Genomic DNA, 16,767 nt, shown 5'->3' with positions numbered 1-16,767 from the left:
TGTCCAGCAGCGAAGGAGCCGAACTATAGCACGCTTTTTTAGCCGCGGGCAAATCGAACGGGAAACCCCCAAAAACCCCAGTCCCGCCACAGACCCATCCCCCGCAGCGAGCCACGGCCCACAGCCCTCAACCGTCTACAACACGAGCGGAGAGCATGGGGTGCCTCCTGGAGGTGAGTGGGTCATCGAACCGCAAGGAGGTACCCCATGCTAGGCCGCGCCGAAAGAACCTGGCCCGCGACGTACCACGGCCCACAGCCCCCAGCCGTCTACAAAACCCGCGGAGAGCACGGGGTACCTCCTGGAGGTGAGTGGGGTATCGAACCGGAAGGAGGTACCCCGTGCTAGGCCGCGTCTAAAGAATCCGGCCCCGCGACGAATCACGACCCCACAGCCCCCAACCGTCTACAAAACCCGCGGAGAGCATGGGGTACCTCCTGGAGGTGAGTAGGGTATCGAACCGCAGGGAGGTGCCCCGTGCTAGGCTGCGGTCTAAAGAACCCCGCCCACCGATGAATCACGGCCCACCAAGCCCCACGACGAACCAAAGCCGACTGCCCCGCAACGTACCAACCCCTGTGGAGGCCTAATCCTTCCCCAAAGCCGCCACCGCCGAAATCTCCACCAACACATCGGGAGCACCCAGCTGAGTCTGTACCACCGCCCGCGCCGGCTTAGCCTGTGGATCCACCCATGACTTCCAGATCGCGTTCAACTGATCCTTGGTTCGAATATCTGCCAAGTAGACATTCACCATCAGCAGCCTGGACTTGTCACTCCCCGCCTGATGCAGCAATGCCTCCATGGTCTGCAGAATCTGCTCGGTCTGCCCCCGGACGTCCGCCTGCCTGTCCTGAGCGGTCAGCCCGCAAAGATGGGCGATGCCCCCGTAGCTCACCAGTTGACTCAGAAATTCTCCCTGCCCCAATCGTTGTATGCTCATTGCTCGGCAAAGCCTCCGCTTAGATTAAAGTTGATCCACCAGTGTCGCCGCCCCGGCGCACATACGCTCGGCGAGGTCGCCCGGAATGCCATACAACGATGGGCCTAACCTGACATGCCGCCAAGGATAGGCAGTGTACCCCCTGCCCCTCTACCCGAGTCATACAGTCAGTTCCGTAGTTTCCTTGATGCGCTGCAGCGTGAAACTAGACCGCATGTCCACCACCGCCGGATGCTGCATCAGCTTGTCCATGGCAAAGCGCGAAAAGCGCGTCAGGTCTTCCACCTGCACCCGCAGCAGGTAATCCATATCGCCAGTCATGGCATAGCACTCCACCACTTCCGGCCAAGCCTGCACATCGCGCGCAAAGTCCGACATCGGCGCATGACTGGCGCGGGCCGTCTTGTTCAGCCGCACCGATATATACGCCAGCAGCCCCTGCCCGACCTTTTCCGCATCGACCAGCGCCACATACTTGGTGATATAGCCTTCTTCTTCCAGGCGCCGCACCCGGCGCAAACAGGGGCTGGGAGACAAGGAAACCCGGTCGGCCAGCTCTTGGTTGCTGAGCCTGCCATTACGCTGCAATTCCGTCAGAATTTGCCTGTCTGTCCTATCCAGCTCATTTCTAGGCATATTCATCCCTTAAAAATTTATATATTGGCAGCTTATTGCTTAATTAACACAGATTCTAGCCATATTCGCAATCGCCTGCTCGGCCTTTCTTTTTAAAATTTCGCTACCGAAACGTACTGCGCCTGGCAATCGGATGGCGCGTCACGGTTCCCCATATCACCACGGCCGCCGCCATTCCACACGGCTTGCGGCCGTCACCACCTGGAGATTCTTATGAGCAGCGGTTTTCAACCTTGGGAAAACCCCATGGGCACGGCGGGATTCGAATTCATCGAATACGCGGCCCCCGATCCGGTCGCCATGGGCAAAGTGTTCGAGACGCTCGGCTTCAAGGCCATCGCCCGGCACCGCAACAAGAACGTCACCCTGTACCGCCAGGGCGACGCCAATTTCCTGATCAATGCCGAACCCGACTCATTCGCGCAGCGTTTCGCGCGGCTGCACGGCCCGTCCATCTGCGCCATAGCCTTCCGCGTGCAGGACGCCGCGCAAGCCTACAAGCGCGCGCTGGAACTGGGCGCGTGGGGCTTCGATTCCCGCAGCGGCCCCATGGAACTGAACATTCCGGCCATCAAGGGCATCGGCGACTCGCTCATCTACCTGGTCGACCGCTGGCACGGCAAGCAGGGCCACGGCGGCATCGGCGACATCAGCATCTACGACGTGGACTTCGAACCCATAGACGCCGCCACGGCCGCCACCGACCGCAAGCACCGCGGCGCGGGCATAACCGGCATCGACCACCTGACGCACAATGTGCACAAGGGCCGCATGCAGGAATGGGCCGAGTTCTACGAGCGCTTCTTCAACTTCCGCGAGGTGCGCTACTTCGACATCGAAGGCCAGGTCACCGGCGTCAAGTCCAAGGCCATGACCTCGCCCTGCGGCAATATCCGCATTCCCATCAACGAAGAAGGCACCGAGGAAAAGGGCCAGATCCAGGAATATCTGGATCTGTACCACGGCGAAGGCATACAGCACATCGCCCTGGGCACCGACGACATCTACGCCACGATCGAACAGCTGCGCGCCACCGGCCTGCGCTTCCTGGACACGCCCGACACCTACTACGAGCTGCTCGACACCCGTCTGCCGCAACACGGCGAAGACGTGACGCGCCTGAAGAAGAACCGCATCCTGCTCGACGGCGCCCCGCAAGGCGGGCTGCTGCTGCAGATCTTCACCGAGAACCAGATCGGCCCAATCTTCTTCGAGATCATCCAGCGCAAGGGCAACGACGGCTTCGGCGAAGGCAATTTCAAGGCCTTGTTCGAATCCATCGAGCTGGATCAGATGCGCCGCGGCGTGGTCAAGGCGGTGAAGTAAGGCGTAAGGCGGGCTGTCCTGGGCCGGCCTACCCGCCAGGTGACTCGGGTTCGGCAACGGCCCACGCACGATAGGAGGGGCCGCACCTGGGCGCGGCCCCTCTTTTTTCCGGACGAGCAGCGGCGAACAGCCGCCGCGAACCGGGGCAACGCCCATCCACACAGTCGCGCTTCGCGCGCGCGGCGGCATTATCGGTCAGGCCAGCAGCTCGGCGTAGTGCTTGCGGAACTTGGCCATCTTGGGCGAGATCACCATCCGGCAATAGCCCTGCTCGGGATGCTGGGCGTAATAATCACGGTGATATTGTTCGGCGGGCCAGAAGCGCTGCGCCGGCAGCAGATGCGTTACCACCGGCGTGCCCAGTTCGGCCTGCACCTGGGCCATGACGCGGCGCGCCACCTCTTCCTGTTGCGGCGACTGGCAGAAGATTGCCGAAGCATACTGCGGCCCGACGTCCGCCCCCTGGCGGTCGGGCGTGGTGGGGTCGTGGGTGGCGAAGAAAATCTGCAGCAGCGTCTCGAGACTGACCACGGCGGGATCGAAGCGCACTTCCACCACCTCGATGTGCCCGGTATTCTGCTCGCATACCTGCTGATAGCTGGGATTTTCGACGTGGCCGCCGCAATAGCCCGGCGTCACCGAAATTACGCCGCGCACCGCGGAAAACACCGATTCGGTGCACCAGAAGCAGCCGCCGCCCAACACTATGGTTTCGGCCGTGCCTTCATTGCTCATGTTCGACTCCTTGAATCAAATCCTGCGTATCCATTCTACGCACTTGCGAGGCCCCCTATGCGGCCTGCAGGATATGAAAAGTCTTGGCGCGCCGATCCGCCGGGCCCGCGGAGCCAGCAGGGCCAGAGCTCAGCTCTAGCGGGCCTCGGGCTGCTTGGCCAGGGACAATATCCATACGGCCAGCTCGTGCGCCTGCTGTGCGCTGACCTGCGGCTGCGCCGGCATGGGCACCGCGCCCCAGCGGCCCCTGCCGCCATTGCGTATGGACTGCGCAAGATAGTCGGCGGCCCCCGGCTGGCCGGCAAAACGCTGGGCCACGGCGACAAACGGCGGGCCGACACGCCTGCCGCGCACCTGATGACAGGCCAGGCAGTTGACGGACTTGGCCAGATCCAGCCCGGTCGTCGAGGCAGCCGCCGACGCGGCGGCACCCGGCGCAGCAGCGCCCGGCGTAGTGACATCCGGCGTAGTGACATCCGGCGTGGCGACGCTCGGCGTAGCAACATCCGGCGTAGCGACGTTCGGCGCGGCGACGCCCGGCGCACCCAGCGCCTGGGCGGCCCAAGCCAATGCGGCGGCAGCCGCCGGCGCCCGCCACGCAAGGCGCGGCGCACCGGCACGGCGCCTGAAAAAGAACCGCAGCACAGTGCCCGCCCACGCCGCGGCGGCTTGCATATTCAGATTCCTGGAAGGCATTTCCTGTTCCACTACTGTAATCGAGATCGACGCGCCAGGCGTGGCTCGAGCGGCCGCACGGCCCGTCTGGCAGCGCCGATCGGGGTATTATCGACGAAATTTTCCATCGAGACCCGCTCTCATGCTGCACTTTCCGCAATTCGACCCGATCGCCTTCCATATCGGCCCGCTGGCCGTGCACTGGTACGGCTTGATGTACCTGCTGGGCTTCGCACTGACCTGGGTGCTGGGCAAGTGGCGCATCGACCACGGCAAGACTGACCTGACCCTCAAAGACCTGGAAGACATCATCTTCTACAGCGTGCTGGGCGTGGTGATAGGCGGGCGCCTGGGCTATGTGCTGTTCTACCAACCGTCGGCATACCTGGCCCACCCGCTCAGCATCTTCTATCTGTGGCAGGGCGGCATGTCCTTTCACGGCGGGCTGCTGGGCGTGATCACGGTCATGTATTTGTTCGCCCGCCACAAGCGCCGCACACTGCTGGAAATCGGCGACTTCGTCGCGCCCCTGATCCCCCTGGGGCTGGCAGCAGGGCGCCTGGGCAACTTCATCAACGGCGAACTCTGGGGCCGCCCGACCACCCTGCCCTGGGGCATGGTTTTCCCCGAAACCCACGACGGCATACCGCGCCACCCATCGCAGCTTTACGAAATGGGGCTGGAAGGCTTCGCCCTGTTCGCGCTGCTGTGGTGGTTCGCGCGCAAGCCGCGCCCCGTAGGCCAGATCAGCGCCGTATTCCTGATGGGCTACGGCACCTTCCGCTTCCTGGTGGAATTCACGCGCCAGCCCGACGCCTTCCTGGGCCTGCTGATCGACGGCCTGTCGATGGGGCAGCTGCTGTCGCTGCCCATGATCGTGGCCGGCGCGATTATTTTTGCGTGGAGCGCAAAAAGATCGAACCGTGCACCGAAACCGTAACGGTTTCGGTGCTGCCCTCCAAAGGCACCGGCGCGGCCTTGGCCATCGAGGCCATGGCCATCATGCGCGGCGCGGGCTGGTAAGGCACGGCCCCCGAGCCGCTGAGTTCTATATTGCGTATGCTGTAGGAAGCAAAGCCGAAGGCGCTTGCCAGTGCCTGGGCGCGGTCGCGGAAGGCCTGCGAAGCCTCGGTCAGCAAAGCCTGCTCGGCCTTGGCGCGCGCGGCGCGCGATACCGAAAAGCTCAGATTGGCGATCACCATGCCGTCGCCGGCCTTGGCGGCCTGGGTTGCGGCGGCCTTGAAGTCGGTGGACTTCAGAACGATCTCGGCACGCCCGTGCCAGCCCGAGATGCGCCCACGGCTGTCATTGACCGGCCATACGCGGACGTTGCCCGTGCTGGCCTTGACCTTGGGATCCGTCGACACCTGCTTCATGGCATGCCCCAGCGTGGCGGAAAGCTGATCGGCCACCTTGGACTGCGAGGCGCCGTCCAGCTCGGCGGCCAGCGTGATGGTGACGGTGTCTTGCGCCACCTGCGCAGAGGCCTCGGCCCGCAGGCTGGCCTGCGGCCAGTGCTCGTGGCGGCTCGAAGCCTGGCCTTGCGCATCGGCGGCACCGGCCGGCAGCACGACGCAGGCCTGCGCGGCGGCCAGCAATACACCCAGCACCCAAGTGCGTCTTGATCCGTAGCGATACATACTCGTCCTCCAGAAATTGCTTGCGGTGCCCCTGCCGTGGCAAGGGCGCAGAAAGGGAAAAGCCCGTCCGGAAGGACGGGCTTTTCTGTAATGCCCCGCATGTGCCGTCTAGGCCGGCATCCCGGAACCTGGGGTTCAGGGTGGTCGCCATCAGTCAGGCTTCGGGTTCTCCAGTGAAGGAAATCACACCCACCTGTCAATCCGACAACCTATATGCCTATAGCATTGGTTCAAGGAATGTATGGCCAGGTCTCGAACACTGCAGGGACTAACTGCTGGGCGCCGCGCCTTGCTGCGCGCGGCGGCCCGAATCTACAAACTGCGCTGATACTTCTACGAACTGCGCGGTACTTCACTTTCACTTGCTCGCGATCGGCCCGGGTAGAACCTCGTCGAGCATGTTGTTCATGTCTTCGATTTTACGCTTGAAATCGCCCACCGCAAGATCGCCCAGCGGGCCGCCAGGCGCCTTGGTGGATAAAAGTTCGCCGGCGATCTGGATGGCGGCCATCACGGCGATGCGTTCGTTGCCGGAAACCTTGCCCGAGCCCTTTACGCGCAGCATGAGCTGATCGACGTAGCGCACCGCCGACAGCAGCGGCTCTTTTTCTTCGGGCAGGCAGGCCAGCGAATAATCGCGGCCCAATATGGAGACATCGACACGTTCCATCAGTTTGGCTCCTGGGCCGCGCCCGGCAGGCGCATGAGTACGGCATCGATGCGCTCTTTGGCGGTGCCGGCCGCAGCCCGCAGCCGCGAGGCATCGGCCCGGCTGGCCTGCAGCTCGTGCCGCACCGACTCGTACTCGGCCTGATAGCGCGAGGCGGCGACGCGCAATTCCGCTTGAGCCGCGTCGGATTGCGAGCGTATGGCATCGACCTCGGCCTGGTGCTGTTCGAGGTGCTGCGCCACCGACTGCTGGTCGGCGTCGCGCCGCGCCAGATCGTCGCGCAGCGCATTGCGTTCCTGCTCTAGGCTCTTGAGGCGCGCACGTAAAGTGTCGCGCTCGGCCTGGAGCAAGCGCATGGCCTGAACCACTTGCCCGATACGGGCGGCGAGGGAATCTAGATCTTGCAGCATGGGCGTTATCGTAAACCATCCGGCCCCAAGGGAACAGGGTCGTGGGGAACGGCGTCGTGGCAATCCGAAAAACGCAAGTATAGCGGCAAGCGAGGCCGCGAAATCCTTTCACGCCTCTTTCCTTCACCTTTCAGTCTTCTTTCAATTTGGGCCAGGAAACGCCCGAACGAGGGTTGGGGACTATGGGATTTCCCTCAATTCTAGGGAAAACCCTGAACGACCAAGCACAAATCCGGGTTTGCATCGGCGGCTGGGTCATTTACCATTTCGCACCTTTCAACTTATTTAAAGCTTTCTTTCATTTTCCAAACACGGAGCTGAACACTCCCTGCAAGGGGAATCTAAGCAACGATGCCGTCACGGAGGTCGGATCAATATGCACATCAAACAGAAACAGGACTTTTGGTCCGGCGTGATGTTTATAGTCATTGGCCTGGGATTCTCTTGGGGTGCCACCAGTTATTCACTGGGCACGGCAGCCCGCATGGGCCCGGGCTACTTTCCTTTCTGGCTCGGCATAGTCATGGCCGTGCTGGGCGCGATCGTACTGCTCAGTGCGCTGGGGAAAAAGGCCGAAGACGTCGAGCTCGAAAAATTCGACTACAAGATCGCAGCCATCGTGGTCGGCTCGACGGCCCTGGCCGGCGTGGCTCTCGACTTCCTGGGCGTGTACATCACGATATTCCTGTACGTCGTGATCAGCAGCCTTGCCGCCCATGACTTCAACTGGAAGGTGGCGGTGGCCAATGGCGTGTTCCTGGTGCTGTTCGTCTGGCTAGCCTTCATTAAGGGGCTGGGCCTGATCTTCCCGCTGTGGCCCAGCTTCCTCGGCAACTAAACGGAGCTCAAGAACATGGAATTGCTACAACATCTGATGCTGGGCTTCGAAGTCGCCCTCTCCCTCGATAACGTGCTGTACTGCCTGCTGGGCTGCCTGCTGGGCACCGCGATCGGCGTGCTGCCCGGCATCGGCCCGGTGCCCACCATCGCCATGCTGCTGCCCATTACCTACGTGCTGCCGCCGGTGGCGGGCATCATCATGCTGGCCGGTATTTACTACGGCGCAGCCTACGGCGGTTCGACCACCGCCATCCTGATGGCCCTGCCGGGCGAAACCTCGGCCGTGGTCACGGTGCTGGACGGCCACCAGATGGCTCGCAACGGCCGGGCCGGCGCGGCCCTGGCCATCGCGGCCCTGGGCTCGTTCTTCGCCGGCTGCGTGGCCACCGTCGTCATCGCCGGCTTCGCGCCGCCGCTGGCCGAAGTGGCCTTCAAGTTCGGCCCTGCCGAGTACTTCTCGCTGATGGTGCTGGGCCTGGTGGGCGCGGTGGTGCTGGCGTCGGGCTCGCTGTCCAAGGCCATCTGCATGATCTTGCTCGGCCTGCTGCTGGGCATGGTGGGTACCGACGTGAACTCGGGCGTGGCCCGCTACGACTTCGGCATCCCTGAACTGCAGGACGGCATCGACTTCGCCGTCGTGGCCATGGGCGTGTTCGGCTTCGCCGAAATCATGACCAACCTGGAACTGCGCGACAAGCGCGTGCAGCTCAGCAGCAAGGTCGGCAGCCTGTATCCGAACAAGCAGGAATTCAAGGAATCCTGGCCCGCGGTGGTGCGCGGCACGGCCCTGGGCTGCTGCCTGGGCATCCTGCCCGGCGGCGGCGCGGTGCTGTCGTCCTTCGCGTCCTACACGCTGGAAAAGAAGATATCCAAGACCCCTGAACGCTTCGGTCACGGCGCCCCGGCCGGCGTAGCCGGGCCGGAATCGGCCAACAACGCGGGCTCGCAGGCCTCCTTCATCCCGCTGCTGACCCTGGGCATTCCGGGCAACGCGGTGACGGCGCTGATGATCGGCGCGATGATGATCCACAACATCCAGCCCGGCCCTCAGGTCATGACCAGCCACCCCGACCTGTTCTGGGGCCTGATCGTGTCCATGTGGATCGGCAACCTGATGCTGGTGATCCTGAACCTGCCGCTGGTCGGCCTGTGGGTCAAGCTGCTGAACGTGCCCTACCGCATCCTGTTCCCGGCGATTCTGGTGTTCTGCACGGTCGGCGTGTATTCGCTGAACTACAACGTGTTCGACATCTACGTCACGGCAGCCTTCGGTCTGATCGGCTACATCTGGGCCAAGCTCAAGTGCGAAGGCGCCCCGCTGCTGCTGGGCCTGGTGCTGGGCCCCATGATGGAAGAAAACTTCCGCCGCGCTCTGCTGCTGGCACGCGGCGACTTCTCGACCTTCGTCACCCGGCCGCTGTCGGCGTCGCTGCTGGCCGTCACGGCAGTGCTGATCGTCATCGTGGCCCTGCCCTCGGTGAAGAAAAAGCGCGAAGAAGCCTTCGTCGACGAAGACTGACAACAAACAGTCGAACCCGGCTAACGTTCTCCGGCTCGCGGGGAACCCTGCCGCCCGGCCTCAGGCCGGGCGGTTTTTTTTGCGCAAAGCCGCGAGGTGGGAAAGCCTGGACACGGCACAGTCCTTGTGGACTGTGCCGCGCCTGGCGAATCCGAGCGGCATGCAAAGCCGCGAGAGGACTGCAAGCCGACGGCGCGGCGGGTCGCGGGCGGCTGTCCGCCTCAGCCCGACGCGGGCTCGGTGGCCGTGCGCAGCGAATTGAGCGAGGCGATCAGGTCGCCGAAGCGCTCGCCCTGCACCACCACGTGCTGGCGCAGGCGCTCGGCGGTAAGGTTGGAATCGCCCGCTGCCAGCGCCTCCAGCACGCCGCCGTGCTCGGCATAGGAATTGCCGATGCGGTCGCGCACGCGCAGCTGCAGGCGCCGATAGACCCGCAGCCTGCGGTGCAGCCGCAAGGCCTGCTCGGCCAGATAGAGATTATGGCTGGCGTGGTAGATCTGGGCGTGGAAGCGCGCGTTGGCCTCGTAGTAGGCCTCCAGATCGTGCGCCTGCACGGCCGCGCCGCACTCCGCATGCGCGGCGCGCAGCTCGGCCAATTCCGGCTCGGTGATGCGGCGCGCGGCCAGCCTGCCGCACATCGCCTCCAGCTCGGCCATGACCTCGAACATTTCGCACAGGCGGCGCGGGTCGACCTCGGCCACCACTGCGCCGCGCCGCGGCCGCACATCGAGCAGGCCCGCTGAGCCGAGCTGGATCAAGGCCTCGCGCAAAGGTGTGCGCGACACGCCGAAGGCGGCGGCCAATTCCACCTCGTCCAGACGCCTGCCCGGGGCGTACTCGCCCATGGCTATCTTTTCTTCGATAGCCTGGCGCAGCTGTTCGGAGCGTTTGAGTTTCATGCGGCGGTACCGGTGAATTCTGGCCTCATTGTACGTCGCCCGGGCCGGTTTACAAATTATTGTGTCCATAGAAAATAATTTTGTATACATTTTTTTGAAAAAAATATACGATTTAAGCGCTACAAACCTCACGAACAAAAGGAGAGACTGCAATGGAGACAACGAGACGCCGCGTGCTGCTGGGGTCGGTGGCCACCCTGTCCATGTGGGTGGCTGGACGCATGCCCGGGCTGGCCCAGGCACATGCGGCAGACAGCACCACCCTGAAAATCTCGCACCAATTCCCGGGCGGTACGCTTACCAGCGGCGACTTCCGCGACCGGCTGTGCCGCCGCTTCGCCATGGAAGTCGAAAAGCGCACCAACGGCACCCTCAAGTTCCAGATCTACCCGGGCTCGTCGCTGATGAAGACCACCGCGCAATTCAGCGGCCTGCGGCGCGGCGCGCTGGATCTGAGCCTGTATCCGCTGCCCTATGCCGGCGGCCAGGTGCGCGAGTTGAACATCGGCCTCATGCCGGGCCTGGTCACCTCGTATGCGCAGGGTGCGGCCTGGAAGAATGCGGAAATCGGCAAGGCACTCACCGACCTGCTGGCCGCCAAGGACGTGGTGCTGGTCAGCTGGATCTGGCAGGCCGGCGGCGTGGCCAGCCGGGTGCGGCCGCTGGTCAACCCCGAAGACGCCAAGGGCATGAAGGTGCGCGGCGGCAGCCGCGAAATGGACATGATCCTGAAACAGGCCGGGGCTGCGGTAATTTCCGTGCCGTCCAACGAGCTGTATGCCGCCATGCAGACCGGCGCCATGGATGCCGCCATGACCTCGTCGACCAGCCTGATGTCGTTCCGCCTCGAGGAAGTCTCCAAGTTCCTGACCACGGGCCGCGACAAGGCCTACTGGTTCATGCTCGAGCCGCTGCTGATGTCCAAGAGCGTGTTCGACCGGCTCAGCAAGCCGCAGCAGGACGCCATCATGCAGGTCGGCGCGGAAATGGAGGCCTTCGGCACGCAGGCCGCCAAGGCCGACGACCAATCGGTGGCCGCCGCTTACACCAAGGTCGGCGCCAAGGTGGTGGATCTGGATCAGGCCGTGGTCGCCAAATGGCAGAACATTGCCCGCACCAGCGCCTGGAAGGACTACGCCAGCCGCTCGCAGGACTGCGCCCGCTTCCTGGCTCTGGCGGAAAAGGTTCAGGCGTGAGCGGGGGCATGTCCCCCGATGCGGCGGCGGACGCGGCACTGACCGTGCCGCCGCCGCTGCGCGTGCTGGACGGCTGGCTGCAGCGGTTCAGCACCGTACTGCGCGTGATATGCATGCTGGCCATGATCGTGGCCGCCGGCATACTCAGCTACAGCGTGTTCGCGCGCCACATCCTGAAGCTGGCCACCGACTGGCAGGACGAAGCCTCGGTATTCCTGCTGGTCGGAGCCACCTTCGTCTCTTCGGCGTACGTGCAGCATGCGCGCGGCCATATCGGCATCGAGGCGGTAACGTCGCTGCTGCCGCCCCGGGTCAACCGCGTGCGCCGCATCCTGGTCGATATCGCCAGCCTGTTGTTCTGCACGTTCTTCGCCTGGAAGTCATGGACACTGTTCCACGAAGCCTGGGTCGACGGCCAGATCAGCGATTCCACCTGGGGGCCGCCGCTGTCCATACCCTATGGCCTCATGGCCGGCGGCATGACCGTGCTGTGCCTGCAGCTGCTGGTGCAGGTGGCGGCCGGCATCTCCGGACGGGAGACGCCGCATGACTGATCTATCCATGGGCTTGCTGTATGGCGGCGCCACCCTGGCGGTGATGTTCACGGGCATGCCCATCGCCTTCGCGCTGGGCGCCGTGGCCCTGGTGTTCATGTATGCCTTCATGCCCGTGTCCTCGCTCGACATGGTGACGCAGAACGTCTACGAAGAAATGGCCAGCATCACGCTGCTGAGCATTCCGCTGTTCATCCTCAAGGGCGCGGCCATCGGCCGCTCGCCGGCGGGGCAAGACCTGTATCTTGCGCTGCACGCCTGGATGCGGCGCATTCCGGGCGGCCTGGGCATCGCCAACGTCGTGGCTTGCGGCCTGTTCGCGGCCATGGCGGGCTCGAGCCCCGCCACCTGTTCGGCCATAGGCAGCGCGGGCATCCCGGAAATGCGCAAGCGCGGCTACTCGCCGGGCTTCGCGGCGGGCATTATCGCCGCCGGCGGCACCCTGGGCATATTGCTGCCGCCGTCCATCACCATGATTCTGTACGCCGTGGCCGCGGAGCAATCGCTGGGCAGGCTGTTCCTGGCCGGCATCGTGCCGGCGCTGCTGCTGATCGCCTTGTTCTCGTGCTATACCGCATGGCGCTACCGCCACGAATACAGCGTCGCCGAGGCGGCGCTGCAGCGCCATGGCACGGCCTCGCCCTTCCCCAAGGAAGGGCCGATGTCGCGCCGCGACAAGCTGGCCATGCTGCCGCGCGTGCTGCCTTTCATCATCCTGCTGCTCGGCGTGATGGTGGCGCTGTACGGAGGCTACGCCACACCCTCCGAGACCGCCGGCCTGGGCGCCCTGCTGGCGCTGGGGCTGATCGCCGGCATATACCGCATATGGCGCCCCAGGCAGCTCGAACCGATACTTTCGGCCACGCTGAAGGAATCGACCATGCTGATGCTGATCATCGGCATGTCGCTGCTGTACTCTTATGTGATGAGCTACCTGCACATCAGCCAGTCGACGGCGCAGTGGATCGTCGGCATGCACCTGTCGCGCTGGGTGCTGCTTGCCGCCATCCTGCTGCTGGTGATCGTGCTGGGCTTTTTCCTGCCGCCGGTCAGCATCATACTGATGACCGCGCCCATCATCCTGCCGCCGCTGAAGGCCGCCGGCTTCGACCTGGTGTGGTTCGGCGTCATCATGACCATCGTCATGGAACTGGGCCTGATCCACCCGCCGGTGGGGCTGAATATTTTCGTCATCAAGAACACCGCGCCCGACATCGCGCTGCGCGATATTGTCTGGGGCGTCATGCCCTTCGTGGTGCTGATGCTGCTGGCGGTGGTGCTGATCTGCGCATTCCCGGCCATTTCCCTGTGGCTGCCGAATATGCTGATGAACTGAGCGCGGCCGCAATGCAAGTCATATGTAGCGAGGTTGAAATGAAGGATGTCCCGTTGCCCGAAGGGCTCGACACGGCGCAACGCAAGAAGCCCCGGCTGGCCGACCGGCTGAGTTCCTGGCTGGGCCACGGCAGAAAGCCGCGGCCCGGCCCCGAGGCCGGCGATGCGGCGGCGCCGCTGTCGGCGCGCGAAGAAGAACAATTGCGCGGCTCGCTGCGCCTGTGCCTGCAGGCGCGCCAGACCGATAGCGTGGCCGCCGGCGCCACCGCGCAGTTCATGCAGCGCTATCAGGAAAGCGGCGCGGCGCAGCGTACCGAACTGCTGCGCGTGCTGGCGCTGGAATGCGGCGAACAGGCCGGCGCCGCGGGCGCGGCCACACTGTCCGGCGCACTGGCGGGCACGCGGGTGCGCTTCTTCAAGCGCTTCAACACGCTGCCAGGCGGCCTGCCCTTCTTGGTCGGGCTGCGCGCCGACATGCTGCGCCAGCGCAAGGAAATCCCGCAGATCGCCCCCCTGGAAGAAGATCTGGGGGGCCTGTTCTCGACCTGGTTCGACGTGGGCTTCCTGGAACTGCGGCCCATCACCTGGGACTCGCCGGCCTCGCTGCTCGAGAAACTGATGCGCTACGAGGCGGTGCACGAAATATCGTCGTGGGCCGATCTGCGCAACCGGGTCGACTCCGACCGGCGCTGCTACGCCTTCTTCCATTCGCGCTGGCCCAACGAGCCGCTGATCTTCGTCGAGGTGGCGTTCCTGCCCGAGATGGCGGGCAACGTCCAGGCGCTGCTCGATGAAAACGCCCCGCTGGAAGACCTGAGCAAGGCGCGCTGGGCCATCTTCTATTCCATCTCGAACACCCAGCCCGGGCTGCGCGGCGTCAGCTTCGGCAACTTCCTGCTCAAGCGCGTGATCGAGGAACTGCGGCGCGAATTCCCCAAGCTGTCCAGCTTCGCCACCCTTTCCCCCATCCCGGGCCTGAACGACTGGCTGCGCAAGCTCGACGGTGCCCAAGCGCAGGAATACATCGGCGCCTCGATCGCCAAGAAGCTCAGGAAACTCGACGCGGACTTCAGCCTACCCTCGGGCGTGGCGCTGCCCTCCTGGCTGCAGGAACGCGAGGCGGCCGAGGACGCCGGCGGCGCGGACGCGGCGGCCCGCCCCGGCCACAAGGCCGCAGACGCACAGGCGCTGCGCCGCGATGCCGCCATGCGGCTGGCGGCCCACTACCTGGCCCGCGAAACCCATAAAGACATGCCGCTGGATCCCGTCGCCCGCTTCCACCTGGGCAACGGCGCGCGCATCGAGCGCCTGAACTGGCAGGCGGACATGTCGAAGAAAGGCCTGCGGCAGTCCAGCGGCCTAATGGTCAACTACCTCTACGACCTCGACGAACTGGACGGCAATTTACGAAAATTGGCCGAGGGCCAGCCGGCGGTGGGCCGCGCCGTGGCCAAGCTGCTTTAGGGTCTGCTGATGCTTCAGGGTCTGCTGATGCTTCAGGGCCTGTTGCTGCTTTGGGGCCTGTTGACGCTGTAAAGAAACGCTTTTTCCCGTACAAGCTTTCCCGTACAAACGGGCTCCCGCGCCGACCCACCAGCAGCCAGCCTGTCCGGGTGCCGCCGCGGGGCGCATAATCCGAATACTTCCACTTGCTCCGAATACTTCCACTTGCTCCGAATACTTCCACTTGCCGAAACCGACATGACCACCCAAGACGCCAATCTCTATGCCCTGCTCGCCACGGGCTTTCCCGCCGACCGCAGCGGCTGCTGCATCGAAACCCACGACGGGCTGTACTACAGCTGGGACGACCTGGAACAGGCCACGGGCAAGCTGGCCAATCTGTTGGCCGGGCTGAAGCTGCCGGCGGGCTCGCGGGTCGCGGTGCAAGTCGAGAAATCGCCCGAGGCGCTGTTCCTGTACCTGGCCACGCTGCGCGCCGGCCTGGTGTATCTGCCGCTGAACACCGCTTACCGCGCCGCCGAAATGGACTACTTCATCGACAATGCCCGGCCGGCCGTGGTGGTCTGCACCGCGGCCAATCTGTCATGGGTAGCGCCGCTGGCCGAACAACACGGCACCCGCAAGGTCTATACGTTGGAAACCGATCGCACCGGCACCTTGCTGGAACAAGCCGCCGCCCTGCCGGGCCGCTACCGAACCGTGGCGCGCAAGCCCGGCGACCTGGCCGCGATTCTGTACACGTCCGGCACCACCGGACGCAGCAAGGGCGCCATGCTGACGCACGGCAACCTGGCATCCAATGCGCAGGTGCTGCACAAGTACTGGGGCTGGTCGCGCCAGAAGCGCGGCAGCGACGTGCTGCTGCATACCTTGCCCATATTCCACGTGCATGGGCTGTTCGTCGCCAGCCACTGCGCCCTGTTGTCCGGCAGCAAGATGATCTGGCTGCCCAAGTTCGAGGCCGGCGAGGTCGTACGCCGCCTGCCGCAGGCCACGGTCTTCATGGGTGTGCCCACCTATTACGTACGCCTTCTGGCCGACCCCGACTTCGACCGCGCCGCCTGCCGCCGCATGCGCCTGTTCATCTCGGGCTCGGCGCCGCTGCTGACGGAAACCTTCCAGAATTTCCGGGCCCGCAGCGGCCACACCATACTGGAACGCTACGGCATGTCGGAAACCGTCATGCTTACCTCCAACCCCTACTTCGGCAAGGCCGCCGAAGTGCGGCACGCCGGCACCGTCGGACTGCCGCTGCCGGGGGTGCGCTTGCGCGTAGTCGACGACGCCGGCCAGCCTTGCGGCGCCGACGGCATCGGCCATATCCAGGTGCAGGGGCCCAATGTGTTCGCCGGCTACTGGCAAATGCCGGAAAAAACCCGCGAAGAATTCACCGACGACGGCTATTTCCGCACCGGGGACATCGGCAAGATCGACGGCCAGGGCTATGTCAGCATCATCGGCCGCTCGAAAGACCTGATCATATCCGGCGGCTACAACGTTTATCCCAAAGAGATCGAAAGCTTTCTCGATGAAATGCCGGGCGTGGACGAATCGGCGGTGATCGGCGTGCCCCACCCCGACTTCGGCGAAGCCGTGGTGGCGGTGGTGGTGCCGCGGCCGGGCGCAGCGCCCGAGGCGCAGGAGCTGATACGCCAGCTCAAGGACAAGATCGCCAACTTCAAGGTGCCCAAGCAGATCCACTTCGCGCCCGAGCTGCCGCGCAACACCATGGGCAAGGTGCAGAAGAACGTGCTGCGCAAGCAATACGGCGCCGCAAGCTGAGGCCACAACGCGGGCCGCCGGCAAGGGGCATCGAGGCAAGACGCCCGCTGCGGCGCGGGCGTGGCGTGAATGCGGGGCGTGGACACGGGAGTGAATGCGGCGTGGACACGGGGGAGTGAACGCGGCGTGGACACGGGGGAGTG

Annotated in this window: 17 protein-coding genes and 1 other RNA gene; 9 read left to right on the top strand and 9 right to left on the bottom strand. The window is 64.4% G+C overall.

Annotated features, from left to right (window positions below; genetic code table 11):
• Positions 1–586: 586 nt before the first annotated feature.
• Both CEY11_RS23190 and CEY11_RS23185 read right to left on the bottom strand, forming a co-directional pair.
• A complete protein-coding gene (locus tag CEY11_RS23190; RefSeq protein WP_088605802.1) occupies positions 587–943 on the bottom strand; it encodes a RidA family protein in 357 nt (118 codons plus the stop codon).
• Positions 944–1,102: 159 nt separating this feature from the next.
• On the bottom strand, positions 1,103–1,579 hold the full coding sequence (locus tag CEY11_RS23185) for an Lrp/AsnC family transcriptional regulator (RefSeq protein WP_088605813.1): 477 nt from the start codon (positions 1,577–1,579) through the stop codon (positions 1,103–1,105).
• Between the two features lie 213 nt (positions 1,580–1,792).
• Here CEY11_RS23185 and hppD point away from each other — a divergent pair, with 213 nt between their 5' ends.
• A complete protein-coding gene (gene hppD, locus CEY11_RS23180) occupies positions 1,793–2,905 on the top strand; it encodes a 4-hydroxyphenylpyruvate dioxygenase (protein WP_088605801.1) in 1,113 nt (370 codons plus the stop codon).
• 195 nt (positions 2,906–3,100) lie between these two features.
• On the opposite strand, the gene msrA is transcribed toward hppD, so the two are convergent.
• The gene (gene msrA / locus CEY11_RS23175; protein WP_088605800.1) at positions 3,101–3,640 is read right to left on the bottom strand and encodes a peptide-methionine (S)-S-oxide reductase MsrA; all 540 of its coding nucleotides are present in this window, start codon (positions 3,638–3,640) and stop codon (positions 3,101–3,103) included.
• A gap of 135 nt (positions 3,641–3,775) precedes the next feature.
• Positions 3,776–4,036, bottom strand: coding sequence for a c-type cytochrome (locus tag CEY11_RS25855; RefSeq protein ID WP_088605812.1), 261 nt, complete (start codon positions 4,034–4,036; stop codon positions 3,776–3,778).
• 421 nt (positions 4,037–4,457) lie between these two features.
• Between CEY11_RS25855 and lgt the strand changes: the two genes are divergently transcribed.
• Positions 4,458–5,255, top strand: a complete 798-nt coding sequence (gene lgt, locus CEY11_RS23165) for a prolipoprotein diacylglyceryl transferase (protein ID WP_088605799.1) — start codon at positions 4,458–4,460, stop codon at positions 5,253–5,255.
• On the opposite strand, the gene CEY11_RS23160 is transcribed toward lgt, so the two are convergent.
• From CEY11_RS23160 to CEY11_RS23145, 4 genes are all read right to left on the bottom strand, one after another.
• The gene (locus CEY11_RS23160; protein ID WP_088605798.1) at positions 5,206–5,955 is read right to left on the bottom strand and encodes an SIMPL domain-containing protein; all 750 of its coding nucleotides are present in this window, start codon (positions 5,953–5,955) and stop codon (positions 5,206–5,208) included. The genes lgt and CEY11_RS23160 overlap by 50 nt on opposite strands.
• 88 nt (positions 5,956–6,043) lie before the next feature.
• Positions 6,044–6,226, bottom strand: a non-coding RNA gene (gene ssrS / locus CEY11_RS23155) — 6S RNA.
• 87 nt (positions 6,227–6,313) lie between these two features.
• A complete protein-coding gene (locus CEY11_RS23150; protein WP_088605797.1) occupies positions 6,314–6,625 on the bottom strand; it encodes a cell division protein ZapA in 312 nt (103 codons plus the stop codon).
• The gene (locus CEY11_RS23145; protein ID WP_088605796.1) at positions 6,625–7,035 is read right to left on the bottom strand and encodes a hypothetical protein; all 411 of its coding nucleotides are present in this window, start codon (positions 7,033–7,035) and stop codon (positions 6,625–6,627) included. Before CEY11_RS23145 ends, CEY11_RS23150 begins: the two co-directional genes overlap by 1 nt.
• A gap of 376 nt (positions 7,036–7,411) precedes the next feature.
• Between CEY11_RS23145 and CEY11_RS23140 the strand changes: the two genes are divergently transcribed.
• Both CEY11_RS23140 and CEY11_RS23135 read left to right on the top strand, forming a co-directional pair.
• Positions 7,412–7,873, top strand: coding sequence for a tripartite tricarboxylate transporter TctB family protein (locus tag CEY11_RS23140; RefSeq protein ID WP_088605795.1), 462 nt, complete (start codon positions 7,412–7,414; stop codon positions 7,871–7,873).
• A 15-nt stretch (positions 7,874–7,888) separates the two neighbouring features.
• The gene (locus tag CEY11_RS23135) at positions 7,889–9,394 is read left to right on the top strand and encodes a tripartite tricarboxylate transporter permease (RefSeq protein ID WP_088605794.1); all 1,506 of its coding nucleotides are present in this window, start codon (positions 7,889–7,891) and stop codon (positions 9,392–9,394) included.
• Between the two features lie 221 nt (positions 9,395–9,615).
• On the opposite strand, the gene CEY11_RS23130 is transcribed toward CEY11_RS23135, so the two are convergent.
• A complete protein-coding gene (locus tag CEY11_RS23130; RefSeq protein WP_088605793.1) occupies positions 9,616–10,293 on the bottom strand; it encodes a GntR family transcriptional regulator in 678 nt (225 codons plus the stop codon).
• Between the two features lie 152 nt (positions 10,294–10,445).
• On the opposite strand from CEY11_RS23130, the gene dctP reads away from it, so the two are divergent.
• The 5 genes from dctP (at position 10,446) to CEY11_RS23105 (ending at position 16,624) form a co-directional block, all read left to right on the top strand.
• Positions 10,446–11,489 (top strand): TRAP transporter substrate-binding protein DctP, encoded by a 1,044-nt coding sequence (dctP, locus tag CEY11_RS23125; protein ID WP_088605792.1) that lies wholly within the window; start codon positions 10,446–10,448, stop codon positions 11,487–11,489.
• An 8-nt stretch (positions 11,490–11,497) separates the two neighbouring features.
• Positions 11,498–12,043 (top strand): TRAP transporter small permease, encoded by a 546-nt coding sequence (locus tag CEY11_RS23120; RefSeq protein ID WP_088605791.1) that lies wholly within the window; start codon positions 11,498–11,500, stop codon positions 12,041–12,043.
• Positions 12,036–13,379 carry a TRAP transporter large permease gene (locus CEY11_RS23115; protein WP_088605790.1) on the top strand — a complete coding sequence of 448 codons (1,344 nt, stop codon included), beginning with the start codon at positions 12,036–12,038 and terminating at the stop codon, positions 13,377–13,379. Before CEY11_RS23120 ends, CEY11_RS23115 begins: the two co-directional genes overlap by 8 nt.
• 38 nt (positions 13,380–13,417) lie before the next feature.
• Positions 13,418–14,842: a malonyl-CoA decarboxylase domain-containing protein gene (locus tag CEY11_RS23110; RefSeq protein WP_233155038.1), complete on the top strand. Its 1,425-nt coding sequence runs from the start codon at positions 13,418–13,420 to the stop codon at positions 14,840–14,842.
• A gap of 237 nt (positions 14,843–15,079) precedes the next feature.
• Positions 15,080–16,624, top strand: a complete 1,545-nt coding sequence (locus CEY11_RS23105) for a malonate--CoA ligase (RefSeq protein ID WP_088605788.1) — start codon at positions 15,080–15,082, stop codon at positions 16,622–16,624.
• The last annotated feature ends 143 nt before the right edge of the window (positions 16,625–16,767 follow it).

Source organism: Candidimonas nitroreducens, assembly GCF_002209565.1.
Lineage (GTDB): Bacteria > Pseudomonadota > Gammaproteobacteria > Burkholderiales > Burkholderiaceae_B > Candidimonas > Candidimonas nitroreducens.
The sequence above is the reverse complement of the archived record's forward strand: the minus strand, read 5'-3'. Positions and strand labels throughout refer to the sequence as shown.